We start from the raw sequence: 19,033 nt of genomic DNA, 5'->3' as shown, positions 1-19,033 counted from the left end.
GTCCCTGTGCCTGGTAAACGGAATGCATGATACATTTACGGATACCATCAAGGTCACGTCCAGCACGGCCAAGTCCTTCTAATTCACATGGCAGGCTGTATTGAATGTTTTTGTTCTCACAGCCGCCGCCTTTTAAAATCAGACGTACGTCAATATAGTCTTTTTCCCATTGGTCAAATTTGATAACCGGTACACCGGCGCCAAGATTATCGCCGCTATTTTCACCTGTTAAAGAATCAACAGAGTTCGGGCGTAATTTTCCTTCCTTCGTTGCAAGGACAATTGCATTTCTAATAGCCTCTTTCAGCACTAGTTGATTTACGCCAACAGGTGTCTTAATTTTAAAAGTTGGCAGTCCTGTGTCTTGACAGATTGGAGATACCTGATCATCGGCCATTTTAATATTATTCGTGATTGTTGCAAGACTCATGGCAGCACTGGTTCCTGCATTTTCTTTTTGCTTAGCAGCCAGCACTGCTCGGCGAACGTCTTTCGGAAGCTTTGTTGATGTTTCAACAATCAGCTCGTACATGCTCTCTTGAAATTTTTCGATATTCAATTCGAGTACCCCTTTCCCTTTGTTCCCCAATATAATCTATTTTAAATTTTACAACTATTTGCACGCTTACATTATACTCCTATAAACTCTAGAATAAAAGGAAAAGCTTGCTATTGGCAACATGTACAAGTCATAAAAAAGAGCCTGTTATCTAAACAGACTCACTTACTTCACGGTTATTAAATTCGCGGCATTTTGATTCCATATCATCTAACATCGAGATTAACCGATCAATATCCTCTAAATCCGTATCCTCAGGATCGATGGCATCAAGAACATCGATAAACATATTTAAACGGTGCTTTAAGAAATCCACTTGCGTATTTTTATTTTGAATTGGGCTGCCCAAATGATTCACTCCTTTCATCACCGTTTCATCCTATCGAAATATAGGGAATTTGGCAATGGATTAATCCTATTTTGCCCATTTTATAAAAAAAAGAACCCCTCAGTTTTGAGGAGCCCAGTAAATTTACCTATCTTGGCCGTTCAGAAGCCGCAAAGCCAAAGGAAACATAATCTTGAACAGGGATCCAGGCACCAATGCCTTGAGAGGTAACGTTCTTGATTACAATAAACTTCTTACTTCCTTTAAGCATCAAATAGACTTCCCCGTAGGTTACCTTTCCTTTTTCATTCACCCCTGGGGCATAGGCAAATAAGTAGCCTAAGCGATTTGGAGGAATGTTGTAAATATGGTCGTTCTTTGTCCCTGTACCAATTATCGTTTCAAAAGCAAGAGGAAGATTCGTCTTTTCCATCGCCTTTAACAACATCATCTTTTTAACTTCTTCAGCATTTGGTATTTTAGACGTTAGACCGCCCCGAATAACCTTTTGTGATTCCTGCACATATTTGATTTGATAAGGCACTCTGCCACCACGATTATCGAAATAATTGGTGTTAATTTTTTGATACTCCCAGTTAGGAGAGGTTTCAGATGATTCGTAGTTTAATGGCCACTGGCCTAGATAGATAATCGCTCGGTATCCGAGAGCAAATGGAGTGCTGTTAATGCTGGACTCATTAAGCATCCGAATGAGATCCGGGTTTTGAATCTTAACCTTTGATGAATTAATAAGCTTTTTTGTCAGTTCACTTGGCTGCAGAAAGGGTAAATCCTGCGTTGAATTCGGATACGTGTTTTCTTTTGAAATATTACGGACAGACGGTGGAACTTGATATTTTACTGCGCTTTGTTTTACCGGGGCTTTTTGAGCTAAAGCAGACGGTATAAAGGTTAATATTAATAGCAATGACATAAGTAAAGAAACATTTTTCTTCAAGGGTTGGAACTCCTTTCACTAAGAACATTAATCAGTCTGCTAGTAGTTTTTTCGGAGTTCCAATATATTATCCATTTCCCGCTAAGACTTTTTTCTCGAACCTATAAATATTTCACTTGCAATCGCTGCATAAATTTCTCAAAGAAAGGAAAAAACAATTGGATTGCCGGGCCCACTGTAAACGTGATGATAATCGTTCCATATGAGATAGGTCCATTTAGGAAAAAAGCCGGGATTAAAGCGGTAATTTCACCAATTGTTTTCGCCAGCATTAGATTCACCCGGAAACGTTCTTTAATCGCTAACATAAAATTGTCGATTGGACTTTGGGGAAACTTAGCCTGTATATAGATGGAGGCCCCAAATCCGATAATTAAGATCCCCACTATTAACATTGCCAGTTTAGCAAATAGCTGGTCTACAGCGAATAAATTAAAAACATTATCGAGCCAAAAGTCGACTAACAAACCAATGACGATAATCGTCAGAAGTGATAGAATATCCGGCCCTCTTTTTACTAAAAAGCCATTCACTAGGACTAAAATGGCGCCATCTATCATGACCCACTTCCCTACTGAAAGCCCCACTTTTTCTGTCAGGGCGATATTCAAAGCGTCCCATGCCCCTACTCCAATTTCAGCAACCTTGATTGTCATACATACCCCAAAGGTCATGATTGCTAGCCCGACAATAAAGAATAGTAACCGTATCGTAAATTTCATGTCTCGCTCCTTATGTTCTAGTTCCGAAGTAACAAAAATGTAATAATCTGATTATTTACAAAACTTTAACTAGGAATTATAATAAACTTAACCTTTAAAAAAAGGAGGGCAGTAATCAATCGGCTTACGACTTAATTAGACTAAGGAGGTTGGGATTCCCGTCTTATATGAAATTCAACACTCGTGTTTTTCTATTGATTTTCACTTAACATGAAGGTTGGTGATTGATGGTCCCACGAAATGAAAACGATTGATTTGAACCCTAAATAAATAGTCCTGTATCATTATAGCATATGGATAAATATTTATTGTACATTGAAAAAGTATATGAAAAAAGGAGACTCTATACCATTTGGTATAGAGTCTTCTCTTTTTTTATAGCAAGTAAAATCCAATTCCCATAATGACATAGGCAGCTAGTAAGGTTAATCCTTCAAACCAATTGGATTCACCGTCATTCGAAATAACCACCATCAGCAGGACGGAAGAAACCATTGCAATCAGCTCCTGCCAGCTGAAGATAAGCGGCATTGATGTTTCAAACAGAAGTGAAACTAGGACCAGTACGGGCAAGACAAACATTGCGACTTGTAAGGTTGAGCCAATCGCAATCTCAACAGCAATATCCATTTTATTTTTATAAGCCATCAAAACGGCTGATGCGTGTTCTGCAGCATTTCCAACGATGGCGACAATAATGACCCCAATAAATAATTCAGACCAGCCAAACGTGTCCCCTACATATTCAAAGGTATGTACCAGATGTTCGGAAATATACGCGACAGCAATGGTTGCAAGGAGGAGAACACCGATTGCCTTTCCTTTCCCCCATTCGGGGACCTCTTCCTCATGAACCTCTTTAGGGGCCCCTGATTGATATACTCCACGATGGGTAACCAGTTTAAAGAATAGAGCAGCTAAATAGAGGAGAATTAAAATCACTGATGTTCCTATACTCAAGGAAAGTGTACTGTTTTCATTCATATTAATCGAAAACACTTCTGGAATCACAAAGGCAATCATGACAGCAAACATCAACAAGCCGGAATTATGTCTGGCATCATATACATTAAATTCCTGCCGCTTGAATTTTAACCCGCCAATAAAAAAGGATAGTCCCGCAACAAGTAGTAAGTTCCCTAGAACGGAACCAGTTAAGGAGGCAAGAACTACTCCTACAAGCCCTGCTTTTAAGGAGAAAATGGAAATGATTAACTCAACCGCATTTCCGAAGGTTGCATTTAATAGTCCGCCAATTCGCGGACCGGCCACAATGGCAAGACTCTCCGTTGCCCTGCCCATAAAGCTCGATAAGGCAATGATCGTTAAACAGTACAAGATAAATAAGATTATGTTCGACCAATGCATCATCGTTCCAATTACAGACACTGGAACCCCGATGAATGTCATTAGCATAAAAACTTTGTTCGTCAACGTTTTCCCTCCAGTTAGCTCGTGCTTTTATACTTATATTTTTCCACTTGTACCTTAATTTACCTAAAAATAAATAAAATGTCTAGGCAGCTATTTCGTGCAAATGCCTTATTTTCTAGATACCAACATGGAGGTAAAATTAAACTTATTATAAATCTTTGCCGAAAAAGATAACGGCTACTCTCGATCAGCAAAATTCCTAAACATAATTGTAAGCAAATTCATATCTTAAAGCATACGATATATGGTAAAATAACTTAAAAGAATATAGGTTGAGATTTGCGCTGTCATCACTTGATGACAGCTTTCGTGTTTTTTATGGGTAATGAATATGATTATTTTTCTCAGTTAAGTCGCAAAAGCCTCAGCACCTTGACCAGGGAAACAATCCCTAGGTGCTGAGGCTGACCGAATTAAATGTAATGAGGGGGGAGAACAAATGAGTTCTGAAGCAAAGGTTTTATCAAAGGGGATTCAGGAAGTCAGTTGGGTTGAAAAAATAAAACCACATATCGAATTGATTGCTGCCGCAACAAGCGGAATCTTAATCGCAGCAGGGTGGCTGTTTGATAAACATGGCGGCGGGGTCGAATCCATTATTTTCTATTTATTAGCCTTTTTGATTGGGGGCTTTGCCAAGGCAAAAGAAGGAATCGAGGCTACCTATGAAAATAAAGAACTAAACGTCGAAATGCTGATGATTTTTGCTGCAGTCGGTTCAGCGATTATCGGTTATTGGACAGAAGGTGCAGTATTAATCTTTATATTCGCCGTAAGCGGCGCACTGGAAACCTACACCATGAATAAAAGCCATAAGGAGATTTCCTCCTTAATGGAACTGCAGCCACAAGAGGCTTTAAGAATTACTGCCCGTTCTGAAGAACGTGTGGCGGTTTCTGACCTAATGGTCGGAGACCAAATTTTAATTAAACCAGGTGAGCGAGTTCCAGCTGATGGGATGATTATCAAAGGACAAACCAACATAGATGAAGCGGCCATTACCGGAGAATCCATGCCTGTTTCAAAGAGTGAGCAAGCAGAAGTTTTTGCTGGTACCGTCAATATGACCGGTTCTATCACGGTTCAAGTTACGAAGGCAAGCACTGATACACTTTTTCAAAAAATCATTCAGCTTGTTCAATCCGCTCAAAGTGAAAAATCCCCTTCACAGCTATTCATTGAGCGTTTTGAAGGCACCTATGTGAAAGTAGTCCTGCTTGTTGTGATAAGCATGTTCTTTTTACCCTACTTTCTTCTTGGCTGGAGCTGGCATGAGTCCTTTTACCGAGCCATGATTTTATTGGTTGTTGCCTCACCTTGTGCCCTTGTTGCGTCGATCATGCCCGCTACACTTTCAGCCATTTCAAATGGGGCTAAACACGGAATCTTAGTAAAAGGCGGGGTCCATTTAGAAAATTTAGGCCACTTAGAGGCCATCGCTTTCGATAAAACAGGGACTCTGACAAAGGGAAAACCAGAAGTGACGGAAGTAATCGTCAAAGAGGGGCTCAATAAGGAAGAGCTGATCCTAAAAGCGGCTTCAATTGAGAATCAATCAACACATCCACTTGCGCAGGCGATAGTGAAATTTTCCAAACAATCCTTGAAGAAGGAATTATTACAACCGGACAGCCTGGAAGATATACCTGGCTGGGGTGTAAAGGCGTCTATAAACGGTGAGCAATGGAAAATAGGGAAAGCCGCGTTTGTTGGAAATGATCAGGTCGATCAGTTTGCTGAAGGGAAGTCCAAGGAATTAGCTGCTCTTGGCAATACCTTAGTCTTTATTGAAATAGATGGAATGCTTAGTGGGATGTTTGCAATGAAAGATGTGGTTCGTGAAGAAACAAAGTATGCAATTGAGGACTTAAAGAAACAAAACATAAAAACGATTATGCTGACAGGCGATAGTGAAAAAACAGCCCGAGCCATTGCCGCCGAGAGTCATGTGGATGAATTCTACGCAGAATGTCTTCCAGAAGAAAAGGTGGAGAAGTTAAAACATCTCAAGGAGAAATATAAAACAGTGGCCATGGTTGGAGATGGTATTAATGATGCCCCAGCGTTAGCCATAGCGAATGTAGGAATTGCGATGGGAGAAGGAACAGATGTTGCCCTGGAAACGGCGGATATTGTTTTAATGAAAAATGATCTTCCTAGAATTGCCGAAGCAGTTAGGCTATCACAGCGAATGAACAAAATTATTAAACAAAATGTGGTTTTCTCCATTGCTGTCATTATGCTGCTTATTTGCTCCAATTTCTTTCAACTGCTGGATTTGCCATACGGCGTAATTGGCCATGAAGGCAGTACCATCCTCGTTATTTTGAATAGCCTCAGGCTGTTAAAATCCTAACAAGGAAAAAGAAAGACCAGGTGGAAATTCATCCACCTGGTCTTTTATATCAGATAAGAAAGTATAAAAGTCGATAATTGTCCAGCTCCAGGCGCCATCGGCTCGAGGTCACAAGCCGAAGTCTAAGCGCCTTACGCTTTTCTTATATTTAGGGCTTAGTGATAGCCATTAGATCCGTTAGCAGATCCTGAAGTTTTATTCCCCTTACTGCCTTTTCCCTTTTGTTTTGTGCTGCCATCTTTTTTCGTATGCTTGGTCATCTTGTCATCCTCCCTTGTTGTTCGGGGACTATGCCCTCTTTTATAGTTTGGACAGATAAGTGACTTTCATGAAGGTAAGTGTTAGCAGTTTGTCCTGTATTTTTCACTATAGAAGGCATTGACTTCTCCTCCGAGAATGATAATAAACGCTGATAGATATAACCATATCATCAAAACAATGATGGCACCAATACCTCCGTAAGTAAGGGAATAATTACTGATGTTGTTCACGTAAAAAGATAACCCGATGGAAGAAATAATCCAGCCCACCGTAGCAAAACAGGCTCCCGGAAAAGCACTTCGACACTTCAGTTTGACATTTGGAGCAATCCAATATAACCCTGTAAAAATTAAAAATAAGATAATGGCGCTGACCAGCCAGCTTAAGGCATTCCACAATTTAATAAATTGTGAGGTATAACCTAATTTTGAGAATAAAAAAAGGCCTATCTCCCTTCCGAAAACAGGGAGGATTATAGCAAGCAAAAAGACAAAAATCATTCCAAAGGTTAATAAAACGGCCATTCCCCTTGCAACAATGAAAGAGCGGCTCTCCTTCACGTCATATGCCTTATTAAAGGCTCTCACTATAGCATTAATACCATTGGAGGCCGACCAAATAGTACCGATAATCCCGAACGAAAGTAAGCCGCCATTACGATGGCTCATAATTTCCTTTACATTTTTTTCAATTAGTTTCATGGCCTCTTCAGGAGCAAAATCACGAATCATCCCCAGCATGTCCTGGTGCGGAATTGGAAAATACGGTAGAAGTGTAAATAATACAATTAAGAGTGGAAATAAGGAAAGAAGAAAAAAATAAGCCAATTGCGCACTCAAGCCGGGAAGATCATCTTCTTCAATCCGATGCCAAAGTAATCTTAGCAATGAAGAGCGTACATTTACTTTCTTATCCATATAGATCCTCCTTCTTATTTGTGATTTATTTCTCCCTTTCCTAATACTTTATCTAAGATTTCATCCTCATCATTTTCAATGAAGGTTTCCTTCGTTTCTTTAAGTATTTCCGTCACCTGTGGTGTCAGTTCTCTTAACTCCTCAACTTTTTCAGTGATAAAAGAAATATCGTCACTAACTGTTTCAAAGGTAGATTTAAGTTTTGCAGCAGTTCCCCTCACTGTTTCGGTTACCTCATCAGGATGGCGAATGATATACCCTATCTTTCCCGAAGTTTTCTTTACATTTTCCTTCATTGTCTCTCGGGTATCTTTATCTAATAAGCTAAGTGCCCCGCCTGCGATCGCCCCTAGCAGCAACCCTTTCCAAAACTGATTTTTCCTCGTCATCTTAACCTCTCCTTCAAGCATCATAATTATCATTCGCTCTTCATAAAAGAAAATAATCCCATTGTATATCTTACCATTTATTTTACGATATCAAACCTTCCAATCCAATCAGTTCGTTACCATTTAAATGGACAAACTACAAGAAGGTCAGTATTGACAGATACTTTTTAACGTGAAAAGATGGGATTAACAATTTCGAAAAGGGTGACTGAAATGAATTTATCAGAGAAAACTGTTGAGAATGTTGAATACATGATTGAACAAATAAAGGAAAAATTAAAAGTTCTAAACCTTGGAGCCATCAAACCCTCGCATTTTGATGAGGAAATGTATGAAGAATTAAAGGAAATTTATGAAATGGTTTTGAAAAAAAAATCATTTAGTCCAAATGAAATGCAAGCGTTAGTTGAAGAACTTGGGAGTCTTAGGAAAAAATAATAAAAAGACCCGTTATTGGTTTTTATAAAATAACGGGTCTTTTAGCTTATTTTTGTTCTGTTAAAATGACCGGACCATCTTTTGTAATCGCCAGAGTGTGCTCATATTGAGCAGAATATTTACCATCGATCGTTCTAGCAGTCCAACCGTTGAGATCCATTTTGGTCTGGTATCTGCCGATGTTTACCATTGGCTCAATCGTAAATACCATCCCCTCTTTAATACGTGCCCCTTTGCCTGGGAGCCCATAATGCGGTACATCTGGTTTCTCATGAATAACTGCGCCAATGCCGTGGCCAATAAAATCGCGAACAACAGATAACCCTTCACTTTCAACAAACGTTTGGATCGCATGACCAATATCTCCGATTCGATTGCCCACAACTGCCTGTTCAATCCCTTTATATAAGGCTTCCTTCGTTACCTTTAATAAATGGGTCGTTTCATCTGAGAGCTCACCAACCCCATAGGACCAAGCGGAATCAGCTAACGCACCATTGTAATTAACAACCATATCTATAGTGACGATATCTCCATCTTTTAATGGTTCCTTCCTTGGGAACCCATGGCATATTTCGTCATTTATGCTTGCACATGTTGCGTATTCATAGCCTTTATATCCTTTTTGTTCGGGTGTCGCTCCATTTTTCCTCAAAAAATCATCAACAAATTCTTCTATTTCCCAAGTAGTAATTCCTGGTTTAATTAGTTTAGCAATTTCCTTATGACAGGCTGCAAGTATTTCTCCGGCCTTTTTCATTGCTTCAATTTCACGTTGCGATTTTAAAACAATCATCTGTTTCCCTGCCTTTTTGATTATATTTATGTACATTCGTTGATATTGTTCGTTGTAGTGTTGGTTAGGAAATTATACCTTTATACTTTTTATGACAACAGTTTAATATTAACGCTAACTAGCTTTTTTTTCAAAACATACCTTCCTAAAGACATAGGTATAGGAAGAAATTCACATTGTTCATGATATTGTAATAATAGTTCGTTCTTAATATGGTTCTTTCCCATTCTTTTTGATAGAATATATGTAAGAAGGCTAACGATTAAAACGTATTTACACTATTAATCAGAAAAAATTAAAATGTAGGTGTGTGAGACTCAATGATTGGTGACCGCGTTAAAAAATTTCGCTTAGAAAAGAAAATGTCACTATCCGAACTTGCTGAACAAGCGGGAGTTGCTAAATCTTATTTAAGTTCCCTAGAAAGAAATCTGCAAAAGAACCCATCTATTCAATTTCTCGAAAAAATTGCCAGCGTTTTAAATCTTCCTGTCGAACATCTGATTCACGAACAAATCAATAAGGATGATTTAGATACTGATTGGATGAACCTTGTCAAAGAGGCCATGAATTCCGGTGTTTCAAAGGAGCAATTTCGAGATTTTCTTGAATTTAATAAGTGGCGAATTAATCAGAATAATAATGAATAAAAAAAGCATTCTACAAAAGCAGTTAATTTTTGTAGAATGCTTTTTTTAATATGTACCCAATGATTTAAAATCATCATGAGTAAGAAAATTTCGAACATCTTCAATGGAGAGTCCAAGTTTTCTTGCCTCCAAAATCAGTTCTATCCATTCCTGGTCAACAACTTCCACGTCTTTTTCTGTAATCACCATTATACTCACTCCCAAAATACGGTTGTATCCCAGGTAGCCCGGCCATCATAGCAATTTCGTTCTTGCTTTAGATCCTCGGCTTTGCGTCCCTGCCTTTCAACAGGTTTGCCCTTTTCTGTGTTCCTACTTAATACTTAAGTAATGAATTTATTTCCTAAACTTAATGTCTGGGTCTTTTTACTTATTAATAAATGATATGTTCATTATATCGATTACAATAAATGTAATGTGTTGTAATTTGTCAGTTTTTACTAATTTTCTAACAACTTTTTCAATCAAAATCTTCCAAATTTCTACAAAAAAACCCATTATTATTGTCAAATTTCTTCCAATTATCGATGTGGATTAAATTTGTCTATTTTGTGACAATCGGAATATAATATAACCAACATATAAAAATACTTAATACTGAAAATTTTCAAAAAAGGATGTGTTCTTATGACTATTATACATGTTCTGAATTTTTGCATACCAATCGCCTTTATCGTATTTGCTGGCTTTTTATTGGACAGATTGTGCAAACCTGTTAAACAAGAAAAAAAAGCTAGTGATGAATAGTCACTCTCCATCAAACCAGCTTTACTTCCTTATTTTACTTTGTACTTTTAACTCGTAGTTTTTAAACATGGCAGAATTTGTTTTAACGCCCCGTTTTGACATTAACTGATTAAACCTTAGCAATTTTTCATTTAATTTTCTTTGGAGGTCCTCCCTTTCGTTTTCTTCGCATTTTTTGAGCAGCTCTTCTATACCCATCATTTCTTGACGTAAGCGTCCTTCTTCTTCTGTATAACCGGCATTTTTCATAATTTTATAGGCCATACGCAGTTCCTCTGGTATTGCGGATAAATCTTCAAGCTGCATTGGTTTGCCAAATCCGGGTAATGCATCAAATTCACCGTCTTGATATGCTTTTTTTATTCGGTCTTCTGAAAGTATTTGAAAAAAGTCCAAATTGAGTGCCTCCTTTTTCCTTCATCATTGTTCTCATTATACCAACGGTTGTATCAGATATAAATTGGAAAAATCATTCCAAATTATTTTTAGGTATGTTAGGGGAAACTACTTTCGTAGACGAAAGGGGTGTTGACCTTGGCACGTGGAGAACATTTTGAGCACAAAAAGAAAAACCATCCAGGTAATTTTCCAAAGGATAGCCTTACAGAAAAGCATGTAAAGGAAGCCATTGGAGATGAAGAATTAATTGTTACCCAGGAAGCATTTAAAAATAGACTTGAGGATGAGGATGAACAGCGTGTGGATACTGGCCGCTGGCTCCCAAATCATATGAAGTAAAGGCGTGAGTTTTCACGCCTTTTTTGAATGTTCTTTAATAAACTGGTGAAATTCAATGGTCTTTAACCATTCTTCCGCCTTTTCAATATCCTTTGAAAAAGTTCTGTCATGCTTAATGGAAGGAACTTGTTGACGCCCTTTTTCATATAACGCTTTGGTATAGGCTGCCATTTTATTTTCCCCGCGAAATTCTACTGCTTGCATCGCACAAATCAACTCAATCGCAAGGACCCTTCTGACATTTTGGATGATTTGGTATGCGTGCCTCGCTGCAATCGTCCCCATACTGACATGATCCTCTTGATTAGCAGAAGATGGAATGGAATCGACACTTGCTGGATGTGCTAGTGTTTTGTTCTCTGAGACCAGTGATGCAGCTGTATACTGCATAATCATTGCCCCAGATTGCAAACCTGGTTCAGGACTCAAGAACGGTGGCAAATCGTTTAACTGCGGATTGACTAACCTTTCTATTCTTCTTTCCGAAATATTAGCTAGTTCCGCTACAGCAATTTTCATAAAATCCATCGCAAAGGCAATCGGCTGGCCATGAAAGTTACCACCCGAGATTACCTTTTCCCCTTCATCGAAAACAAGTGGATTATCAGTTGCCGCGTTCATCTCAATTTCTAATTTTTCTTTCACATAATCGAGAACCTGCCAAGTGGCACCGTGAACTTGCGGGATACAACGTAAGGAATAGGCATCCTGAACCCGTAATTCCCCCTGTCTTGTAGTTAATTGACTATCGCTTAAGTAATGACGGATTCTTGCTGCTGTTTCTATTTGTTGTTTGTAGCCTCTTGCTGTCTGAACTTCCTCTGCGAAGGCATCCATGATTCCATTTAAAGCTTCGATCGTCATTGAGGCTATTAACTCACTTTCGAAGCAAAGCTGTTCTGCTTCTAGGAATCCGACCACTCCCATTGCTGTCATCGCTTGTGTCCCATTTATGAGGGCAAGGCCCTCTTTCGCTTCTAAGGTTACCGGTAAAATCGCTTCCTGCTGAAGGGCAGTAAGGGAATCTATTCGTTTTCCTTTGTAAAATACTTCTCCCTCGCCAATTAATACTAAAGCTAGGTGGGAAAGTGGAGCAAGATCTCCACTTGCACCCAGCGATCCTTGCTGAGGAATAACAGGAATAATATCTGCATTTACTAATGCAAGTAATTTTTCAATAATGATTGGTCTTATCCCAGAATACCCTTTTAATAATGTATTGGCCCGCAGCAGGACCATCGCTTTGGCGACTACTTCCGGAAAAGGTTCTCCTACCCCGCACGAATGGGATCGGATTAAATTTAACTGAAGAGCCTGGACATGGGCCTTATCAATTAAAACGTCACTAAACTTCCCAAAACCTGTTGTGATCCCATAGATGACTCTCGCCTCCGAGACAATTTTTTCGACTGCCTCTCTGCTTTTTTGGACAACCTCCATACTTTTCGTGGAGGCGGTGACCTTTTTATTAGCGTATAAGACTTCCTTTATTTGCTCTAAGGATAAATCATGGCCTGTTAACGTAATCATTTGTCTCTCTCCTCTACCAATTTAGTAGAATAAAGAAAAAGGCTGGATTCCTAAACCGTTTAGATTTGGGATCCAGCCTCTTTTTTTGATTCAAATTTATTCTTTAGGGAATGCCGCATATCTCATCATTCCATTCTTAACTATTCTGATAATTTTATTGTATGTGTGGAGATCCCTCGATGTCAATGGAGCGGGAAAGTGGATTTTCGACTATTTCAGAGAAAGCATTTGCTTTTTTAGTCAGTAGGGACCGCCATTCTACGTAATGATGGGTTTTTTCTACAAAATCTAAGTAGAATTCTACCATTTTCCCATAAAATTCAACAAAAAGCGTAAATTTAATCCAGTTTTGTGGTGTTTAAAATTTAATTCGACGTAAATTTGAGGTTTTTCTACATTTCAAAGAGGAATTCTACATATTGAACTAGTTATTCAACTGTATTTGTAAAATATTCCTATTAACTCGATACACTTCTCCAAATTACAAAATCCCCTCATTTTCCGCTATACTTAAAAAGGTCAAATTGTGTTTTACCTGAAAGGAGTAACCATGAAATCACTTGTACTTGCAGAAAAGCCTAGCGTTGCGCGCGAAATTGCACGTGTCCTTGGCTGCAATCAAAAACATAAAAGCTATATGGAAGGCAATCAATATATTGTTACCTGGGCACTTGGTCATCTCATCGAATTAAAGATGCCGGAGCATTATGACACTAAATATAAACAATGGAACCTAGAGGACTTGCCAATTATCCCGCCGAAAATGGGATTAAAGGTAATGAAGCAAACAAACCATCAATTCCGGGCCATTGAAGCTTTAGCTAAACGAAAAGATATTAACGAATGTATCATTGCTACCGATGCCGGGCGTGAAGGAGAACTTGTCGCACGCTGGATTCTAGATAAACTTCATTGGAACAGACCATTGAAAAGACTGTGGATATCATCGCAAACAGACAAAGCTATTAAAGAAGGCTTTAAACAATTACGGCCTGGAAAACAATTTGAAGACCTCTACCATTCAGCTGTTTGCCGGGCAGAAGCCGATTGGCTGATAGGCCTAAATGTAACTCGGGCCTTGACTACCAAATACAAGGATCCCCTTTCCGCGGGACGAGTCCAAACACCAACACTAGCCATGCTCTTGGACCGAGAGGAGCAGATTCAGAAATTTGTTCCAAAAGAGTATTGGACTATACGTGCCGAAATTGGAACACTCACAACCGATTGGGAGCGGGACAATGAGAAACGCATTTTTGATAAACCAAAAGCCGAAGCAACCATCGCGAAGATTGCAGGCAAAAAGGGTATTTTAGAGAAAATTGAGCGAAAGAAAAAGTCGGAACAGCAGCCACTTCCATATGATTTAACAGAACTGCAGCGAGATGCCAATAAACGCTTTGGCTTTTCTGCGAAAAAGACATTAACGGTATTGCAGCGGCTTTATGAGCAATATAAATTGGTAACTTATCCAAGAACTGATTCAAGGTACCTGACTACCGACATGATTGGAACGATGACAGATCGCTTACAAGGGATGCTATCAGGATATAAAGAGGAAGTTCGCCCATTACTGGCAAGTAATGGAAAGGTACTTGCGAAACGAGTATTCAATAACGAAAAAGTGACCGACCACCATGCCATTATCCCGACAGAGCAACGGCTAAATTTGGGTGAACTCGATAACGATGAACGAAAATTGTATGACCTAATTGCCCGCCGATTCCTTACTTTATTTTTACCAATGTATGAATATGAAACGATTCATGCCATCTTTAAAGTTGAGAGCGAAACCTTTACAGCGAAAGATACAAATGTTCTTGATTTAGGATTTAAGAAAGTGTTAGGAAAAGAAGATACAGAAGCATCCACTTTCGGCTTACAAAAATTGATCCAAGGTAAAGAATATACAGTTAAAAACAGTACTCTAAATCAGAAGTGGACCGAACCGCCATTAAGATACTCTGAAGCCGATGTTCTGGCCCAAATGGAGAAATTCGGATTGGGTACACCAGCGACCAGAGCCGAAATTATTGAAAGACTAGTTGAAACAGAGGTCGTCGAGCGACAGAATGGCCGGTTTACACCGACGAAAAAAGGAAAACAGTTAATTGACCTCGTCAATGATGAATTAAAGTCTCCAGAATTAACGGCGAAATGGGAACAGGAGTTGGAACGAATTTCGAAAGGGAAAGCCGATCCAAAGCAATTTTTACAAAGGATTCGCCGACAGACAGAACAGCTCGTCTCAGAAATAAAGGCAAGTGATAAATCCTACCGAGCCCATAATCTAACTGGCTCGAGATGTCCGGAATGTAATGAATTCTTAAAGGAGCGGAACACGAAGGAAGGGAAAATTCTTGTTTGCTCCAGCCCGACGTGTTCATTCCGTAAACGGAAGGATCCTAAACTGGCGAATCGCCGCTGCCCGCAATGTCATAAGAAAATGGAACTCCATGAGGGAAAAGCGGGAGTTTACTTCCAATGCCGGCGGTGTAATGTTGTCGAAAAAGCCGAAGAACGGAAAAAGGCTGTTAATAAACGTGAAGAAAAGAAACTTGTCCAAAAATATTCGCAAAAAGAAGATTTTGGTACCAGTCTTGGCGATTTACTCAAACAGGCGTTACAAAATAATGATTGATGAAAAAGGCGGGAATCCCCGCCTTTTTTTTCTTGAATCCACTTACATAGGAATAGTATTATGTATGGGCACGTAAAAGGAGAAACGAGGATTTTTATGAGGATAAGGGACTGGGATGCAAATTTAAAGGTACGATTAGCCGCGGAGGCCTTGGTAAATATCACTTATTGGATGTTCTTTCCGTTCTTATCGATTTATTTTGCCGAAGCGTTTGGCAAAAACAAAGCCGGTTTATTATTAGTGTTTTCACAGATTTTTTCCGTATTGGCTAACTTGATGGGAGGCTATTTTGCCGACCGCTTTGGACGAAAACGGATGATGGTCCTAGCATCGATTGGGCAGGGGCTTTCATACTTATGCTTCGCCTTTGCCAGCTCTCCATGGCTTCAGTCTCCCTGGTTAGGATTTGTGGCGTTTACGGTAGCAGGAGTGTTTGGTTCCATCTACTGGCCAGCGAGCCAGGCCATGGTCGCAGACGTGGTCAAAGAGAAAGATCGCAGCGATGTGTTCGCTATCTTTTATACACAGATTAATATTGCTGTTGTAGTCGGCCCCATTTTAGGATCCATATTTTATGTTCCATATCGCTTTCAGCTGTTGCTTTTTGCAGCGATTATTTGTATTTTAGTAGGCTTGATTCTGACAAAATGGACCCGGGAGACGGCCCCGCCGCAAAGAATGGCTGCTCTCTCCAGCGAGGGAAAATGGTATTACTTCTTAGGGAATCAAATGAGAGATTACACCTTAATCGTGAAGGATAAAGCCTTCCTTCTTTTCATTATCGCTGGTGTTTTAGCAGGTCAGACTTTTATGCAATTGGACTTATTAATTCCAGTTTATATCAAGGATTTTGTAAAAGATCAGAGTTTGTTTACCATTAGGGATTGGTCGTTTCGTATAAAAGGGGAGCAGGCTTTTGGGATTGTATTGGCTGAGAATGGTTTCCTTGTTGCCCTGCTGACCGTCTCTGTTACCAAATGGATGGGCAAATATTATGAACGTAACGTTTTTGCCCTCTCCTCTGTTGTTTATGCAATTTCAATCGTTATTTTTAGCCAGACACATTGGATTTGGGGACTAATTTTGGCGATGGCCGTTTTTACATTTGCAGAATTAATGGGAGCGGGACTGCAGCAAGGATTTGTTTCCAAACTTGCACCAGAGCATATGCGAGGTCAGTATTTCGCAGCGGCTAGCTTGCGATTTACAATCAGCAGAACGATTGCCCCTCTTGCCATTCCAATGACTGTTTGGGTAGGGTATGGCTGGACTTTCTTTATCCTTTGCCTGCTAGCCCTTGCGAGTGCGGGATTATATTGGATTATGTTTTATGTGTTTGAAAAACAAAGAAGTCGAGTCACAGCTTAACCCACTCAACGACTATGGTTTACGGTTTATTTTTCCAACTAAACACGCTACAATATAGGAAGATTCTGAAAAAGGAGAAACATAAAATGAGCGATTTTAAAAAGAGTCTTGAAAAATATGCAGAGCTTGCTGTTAAGGTTGGGGTTAATATTCAAAAAGGCCAAACCTTAGTGGTTAACGCTACTTTAGAAGCAGCTGAATTTGTCCGTCTCGTTGTTAAAAAAGCATACGAAACAGGCGCTTTAAATGTGATTGTGAATTGGAACGATGATATTGTAACAAGAACAAAGTATGATTTAGCACCAGATGAGGCCTTTTTAGAATATCCGATTTGGCGTGCAAAGGAAATGGAGGATTTAGCAGATAACGGGGCTGCTTTTATGTCAATTATTTCGTCAAGCCCTGACTTGTTAAAAGGTGTAAATCCTGAACGAATCGCTAATTTCCAAAAAGCAGCTGGAAAGGCTCTTGCGAAATATCGTAAAGCCGCACAATCTGATAAAGTAAGCTGGACGGTGATTGCAGCAGCCTCACAAGATTGGGCTGCGAAAGTATTCCCGGATGAACCTAGTGACAATCAGGTTAATAAGCTTTGGGAGGCAATTTTTAAATCTGTTCGCGTCGATAGAGAAAATCCGGTTGAAGCCTGGAAGAAGCATGATGAGTCCCTACATGAGAAGGTGCATTATTTAAATGCAAAAAGATATAAGAAACTTCATTATACTGCTCCAGGAACAGATTTAACGATTGAACTTCCCGAGAAACATCTTTGGGTGGGTGCAGGCAGTGTTAACCAAAAAGGTTTTGAGTTCATGGCTAATATGCCGACAGAAGAGGTTTTCACTGTACCATTGAAGACGGGTGTGAACGGTACTGTTGCCAGTACGAAGCCTTTAAGTTACGGTGGAAATATCATTGACCGCTTTTCAGTCACATTTGAAAATGGAAAAATTGTCGGTGTGAAGGCCGAAGAAGGCGAAGAAATCCTAAAACGTCTTGTAGAAACAGACGAAGGTTCGCATTATCTTGGAGAAGTTGCGCTTGTTCCTTATAATTCGCCTATTTCACAATCCAATGTTCTTTTCTTTAATACGCTTTTTGATGAAAATGCATCGAACCATTTAGCGATTGGCAGTGCCTACGCTTTTTGTATTGAAGGCGGGAAGCAGATGTCTTCTGAAGAGTTAGCACAAAACGGACTTAACGAAAGTATTACTCACGTGGATTTTATGATTGGTTCAGCCGAAATGGACATCGATGGGATTACAGCAGATGGGAAAACAGAACCTATTTTTAGAGCTGGGAACTGGGCATTTTAAAAACAAAGGCTGTAGCAGCTAAAATGGGGCAGGATCTTGGCGTATTCATTCATATCTTTATTATAACCCCTTAACGCAATAGAATGGAGAATCTTTGGGGGCTATGAACTGTTCTTATCCTCTGAATCCCTCTGGTTGGAGGAGATTTCAGGGGTTATGAGCTCCTTTTATCCCCTGAATCCCTTCAGTTGGAGGAGCTTCGGGGGTTATGAACTCTTCTTATCCCCTAAATCCCTTCAGTTGGAGGAGCTTCGGGGGTTATGAACCTTTCTTATCCCCTAAATCCATTCAGTTGGAGGAAGGAGCTTCGAGAGTTATGCATAGCTATTCCTCCTCAACCCACTAAAATGAAGCAGCTTTGATTTTTACGATAAAAAAGAGCAGATGATTCTGCTCTTTCTTTATGGTTTAAAAATTAATGCTCCGTCCTTTTCTTTTACGACTCTTTCACGCATTCTAGTTAGTTGCTGTACTGGATCCTCTAGTTTGATTCCGCCCCATAAATCAAAAAGTCCAAGCGATTTTAATAAACCTGTTTCCATTTTTTGAAGCTGATTCGTTAGCATGGTATCCTGCTGACATACTTTGCTTAAAGGTATTTTCTTATCTAGCCCTTCATCAATTAAATCCAGTGCCAGTTGTGTATTCACGACTCCCTGGCTTTCCTTTAAACGTCCACATACCGTTTGAATCGCCGAATCCCCTTTATTTATGGACGCGATCGGTTTTTTAATAGGTTCAAGTGGTTTCAATACCGTCTTAACTGGATTGGTCACCGGTTCTATTGGTTTCAGCACCGGCTTCGTCACCGGTTCCAATGGTTTCAGCACCGGCTCCAGCGGCTTCGTCACCGGTTCCAATGGTTTCAGCACCGGCTCCAGC

19 protein-coding genes and 1 riboswitch are annotated in these 19,033 nt (G+C 39.7%); of the genes, 7 read left to right on the top strand and 12 right to left on the bottom strand.

Annotated elements, in window-relative coordinates:
• The 5 genes from V7266_RS21765 to cax form a co-directional block, all read right to left on the bottom strand.
• Positions 1 to 559 (bottom strand): fumarate hydratase (locus tag V7266_RS21765; protein ID WP_335470871.1); only part of this gene is annotated, 559 nt, incomplete at its 3' end.
• A 151-nt stretch (positions 560 to 710) separates the two neighbouring features.
• A complete protein-coding gene (locus tag V7266_RS21760; RefSeq protein WP_335470880.1) occupies positions 711 to 908 on the bottom strand; it encodes an SE1561 family protein in 198 nt (65 codons plus the stop codon).
• Between the two features lie 127 nt (positions 909 to 1,035).
• The gene (locus tag V7266_RS21755) at positions 1,036 to 1,845 is read right to left on the bottom strand and encodes a YfkD famly protein (protein WP_335470869.1); all 810 of its coding nucleotides are present in this window, start codon (positions 1,843 to 1,845) and stop codon (positions 1,036 to 1,038) included.
• A gap of 101 nt (positions 1,846 to 1,946) precedes the next feature.
• A complete protein-coding gene (locus V7266_RS21750; protein WP_335470866.1) occupies positions 1,947 to 2,567 on the bottom strand; it encodes a YczE/YyaS/YitT family protein in 621 nt (206 codons plus the stop codon).
• A gap of 375 nt (positions 2,568 to 2,942) precedes the next feature.
• Complete coding sequence (cax, locus tag V7266_RS21745) at positions 2,943 to 4,001, bottom strand: calcium/proton exchanger (protein WP_335470865.1); 1,059 nt, start codon at positions 3,999 to 4,001, stop codon at positions 2,943 to 2,945.
• A gap of 439 nt (positions 4,002 to 4,440) precedes the next feature.
• On the opposite strand from cax, the gene V7266_RS21740 reads away from it, so the two are divergent.
• Complete coding sequence (locus tag V7266_RS21740; protein ID WP_335470863.1) at positions 4,441 to 6,357, top strand: heavy metal translocating P-type ATPase; 1,917 nt, start codon at positions 4,441 to 4,443, stop codon at positions 6,355 to 6,357.
• A 341-nt stretch (positions 6,358 to 6,698) separates the two neighbouring features.
• On the opposite strand, the gene V7266_RS21735 is transcribed toward V7266_RS21740, so the two are convergent.
• Entirely contained in the window at positions 6,699 to 7,535 is an 837-nt protein-coding gene (locus tag V7266_RS21735; RefSeq protein WP_335470861.1) for a YihY/virulence factor BrkB family protein, read from the bottom strand.
• A gap of 14 nt (positions 7,536 to 7,549) precedes the next feature.
• Positions 7,550 to 7,924 (bottom strand): YtxH domain-containing protein, encoded by a 375-nt coding sequence (locus tag V7266_RS21730; protein WP_335470860.1) that lies wholly within the window; start codon positions 7,922 to 7,924, stop codon positions 7,550 to 7,552.
• A 213-nt stretch (positions 7,925 to 8,137) separates the two neighbouring features.
• On the opposite strand from V7266_RS21730, the gene V7266_RS21725 reads away from it, so the two are divergent.
• The gene (locus V7266_RS21725; protein ID WP_335470857.1) at positions 8,138 to 8,362 is read left to right on the top strand and encodes a DUF1128 domain-containing protein; all 225 of its coding nucleotides are present in this window, start codon (positions 8,138 to 8,140) and stop codon (positions 8,360 to 8,362) included.
• A 46-nt stretch (positions 8,363 to 8,408) separates the two neighbouring features.
• Here V7266_RS21725 and map read toward each other — a convergent pair whose 3' ends face one another.
• A complete protein-coding gene (gene map / locus V7266_RS21720) occupies positions 8,409 to 9,158 on the bottom strand; it encodes a type I methionyl aminopeptidase (RefSeq protein ID WP_335470855.1) in 750 nt (249 codons plus the stop codon).
• A gap of 320 nt (positions 9,159 to 9,478) precedes the next feature.
• Between map and V7266_RS21715 the strand changes: the two genes are divergently transcribed.
• Complete coding sequence (locus tag V7266_RS21715; RefSeq protein WP_335470853.1) at positions 9,479 to 9,808, top strand: helix-turn-helix domain-containing protein; 330 nt, start codon at positions 9,479 to 9,481, stop codon at positions 9,806 to 9,808.
• 45 nt (positions 9,809 to 9,853) lie between these two features.
• On the opposite strand, the gene V7266_RS21710 is transcribed toward V7266_RS21715, so the two are convergent.
• Together V7266_RS21710 and V7266_RS21705 are read right to left on the bottom strand one after the other, a co-directional pair.
• Complete coding sequence (locus V7266_RS21710; protein WP_335470851.1) at positions 9,854 to 9,997, bottom strand: anti-repressor SinI family protein; 144 nt, start codon at positions 9,995 to 9,997, stop codon at positions 9,854 to 9,856.
• Positions 9,998 to 10,026: 29 nt separating this feature from the next.
• Positions 10,027 to 10,117: riboswitch (cyclic di-GMP riboswitch) on the bottom strand.
• Between the two features lie 459 nt (positions 10,118 to 10,576).
• A complete protein-coding gene (locus V7266_RS21705) occupies positions 10,577 to 10,951 on the bottom strand; it encodes a DUF1992 domain-containing protein (protein ID WP_335470850.1) in 375 nt (124 codons plus the stop codon).
• Between the two features lie 138 nt (positions 10,952 to 11,089).
• Here V7266_RS21705 and V7266_RS21700 point away from each other — a divergent pair, with 138 nt between their 5' ends.
• On the top strand, positions 11,090 to 11,293 hold the full coding sequence (locus V7266_RS21700; RefSeq protein WP_335470848.1) for a hypothetical protein: 204 nt from the start codon (positions 11,090 to 11,092) through the stop codon (positions 11,291 to 11,293).
• Between the two features lie 12 nt (positions 11,294 to 11,305).
• Here the strand turns inward: V7266_RS21700 and hutH are convergent, their stop codons facing one another.
• On the bottom strand, positions 11,306 to 12,823 hold the full coding sequence (gene hutH, locus V7266_RS21695) for a histidine ammonia-lyase (RefSeq protein WP_335470846.1): 1,518 nt from the start codon (positions 12,821 to 12,823) through the stop codon (positions 11,306 to 11,308).
• A 550-nt stretch (positions 12,824 to 13,373) separates the two neighbouring features.
• On the opposite strand from hutH, the gene V7266_RS21690 reads away from it, so the two are divergent.
• From V7266_RS21690 to V7266_RS21680, 3 genes are all read left to right on the top strand, one after another.
• Positions 13,374 to 15,464, top strand: coding sequence for a DNA topoisomerase III (locus V7266_RS21690; protein ID WP_335470844.1), 2,091 nt, complete (start codon positions 13,374 to 13,376; stop codon positions 15,462 to 15,464).
• A gap of 96 nt (positions 15,465 to 15,560) precedes the next feature.
• Positions 15,561 to 16,832 (top strand): MDR family MFS transporter, encoded by a 1,272-nt coding sequence (locus V7266_RS21685; RefSeq protein WP_335470842.1) that lies wholly within the window; start codon positions 15,561 to 15,563, stop codon positions 16,830 to 16,832.
• Positions 16,833 to 16,918: 86 nt separating this feature from the next.
• Complete coding sequence (locus tag V7266_RS21680) at positions 16,919 to 18,151, top strand: aminopeptidase (RefSeq protein WP_335470839.1); 1,233 nt, start codon at positions 16,919 to 16,921, stop codon at positions 18,149 to 18,151.
• Between the two features lie 401 nt (positions 18,152 to 18,552).
• Here V7266_RS21680 and V7266_RS21675 read toward each other — a convergent pair whose 3' ends face one another.
• The gene (locus V7266_RS21675; RefSeq protein ID WP_335470835.1) at positions 18,553 to 18,948 is read right to left on the bottom strand and encodes a hypothetical protein; all 396 of its coding nucleotides are present in this window, start codon (positions 18,946 to 18,948) and stop codon (positions 18,553 to 18,555) included.
• Between the last annotated feature and the right edge of the window lie 85 nt (positions 18,949 to 19,033).

Origin of the sequence: Neobacillus drentensis (assembly GCF_036965645.1) — a bacterium.
Lineage (GTDB): Bacteria > Bacillota > Bacilli > Bacillales > Cytobacillaceae > Neobacillus > Neobacillus drentensis_D.
This window is presented reverse-complemented; position numbering and strand designations above follow the sequence as displayed.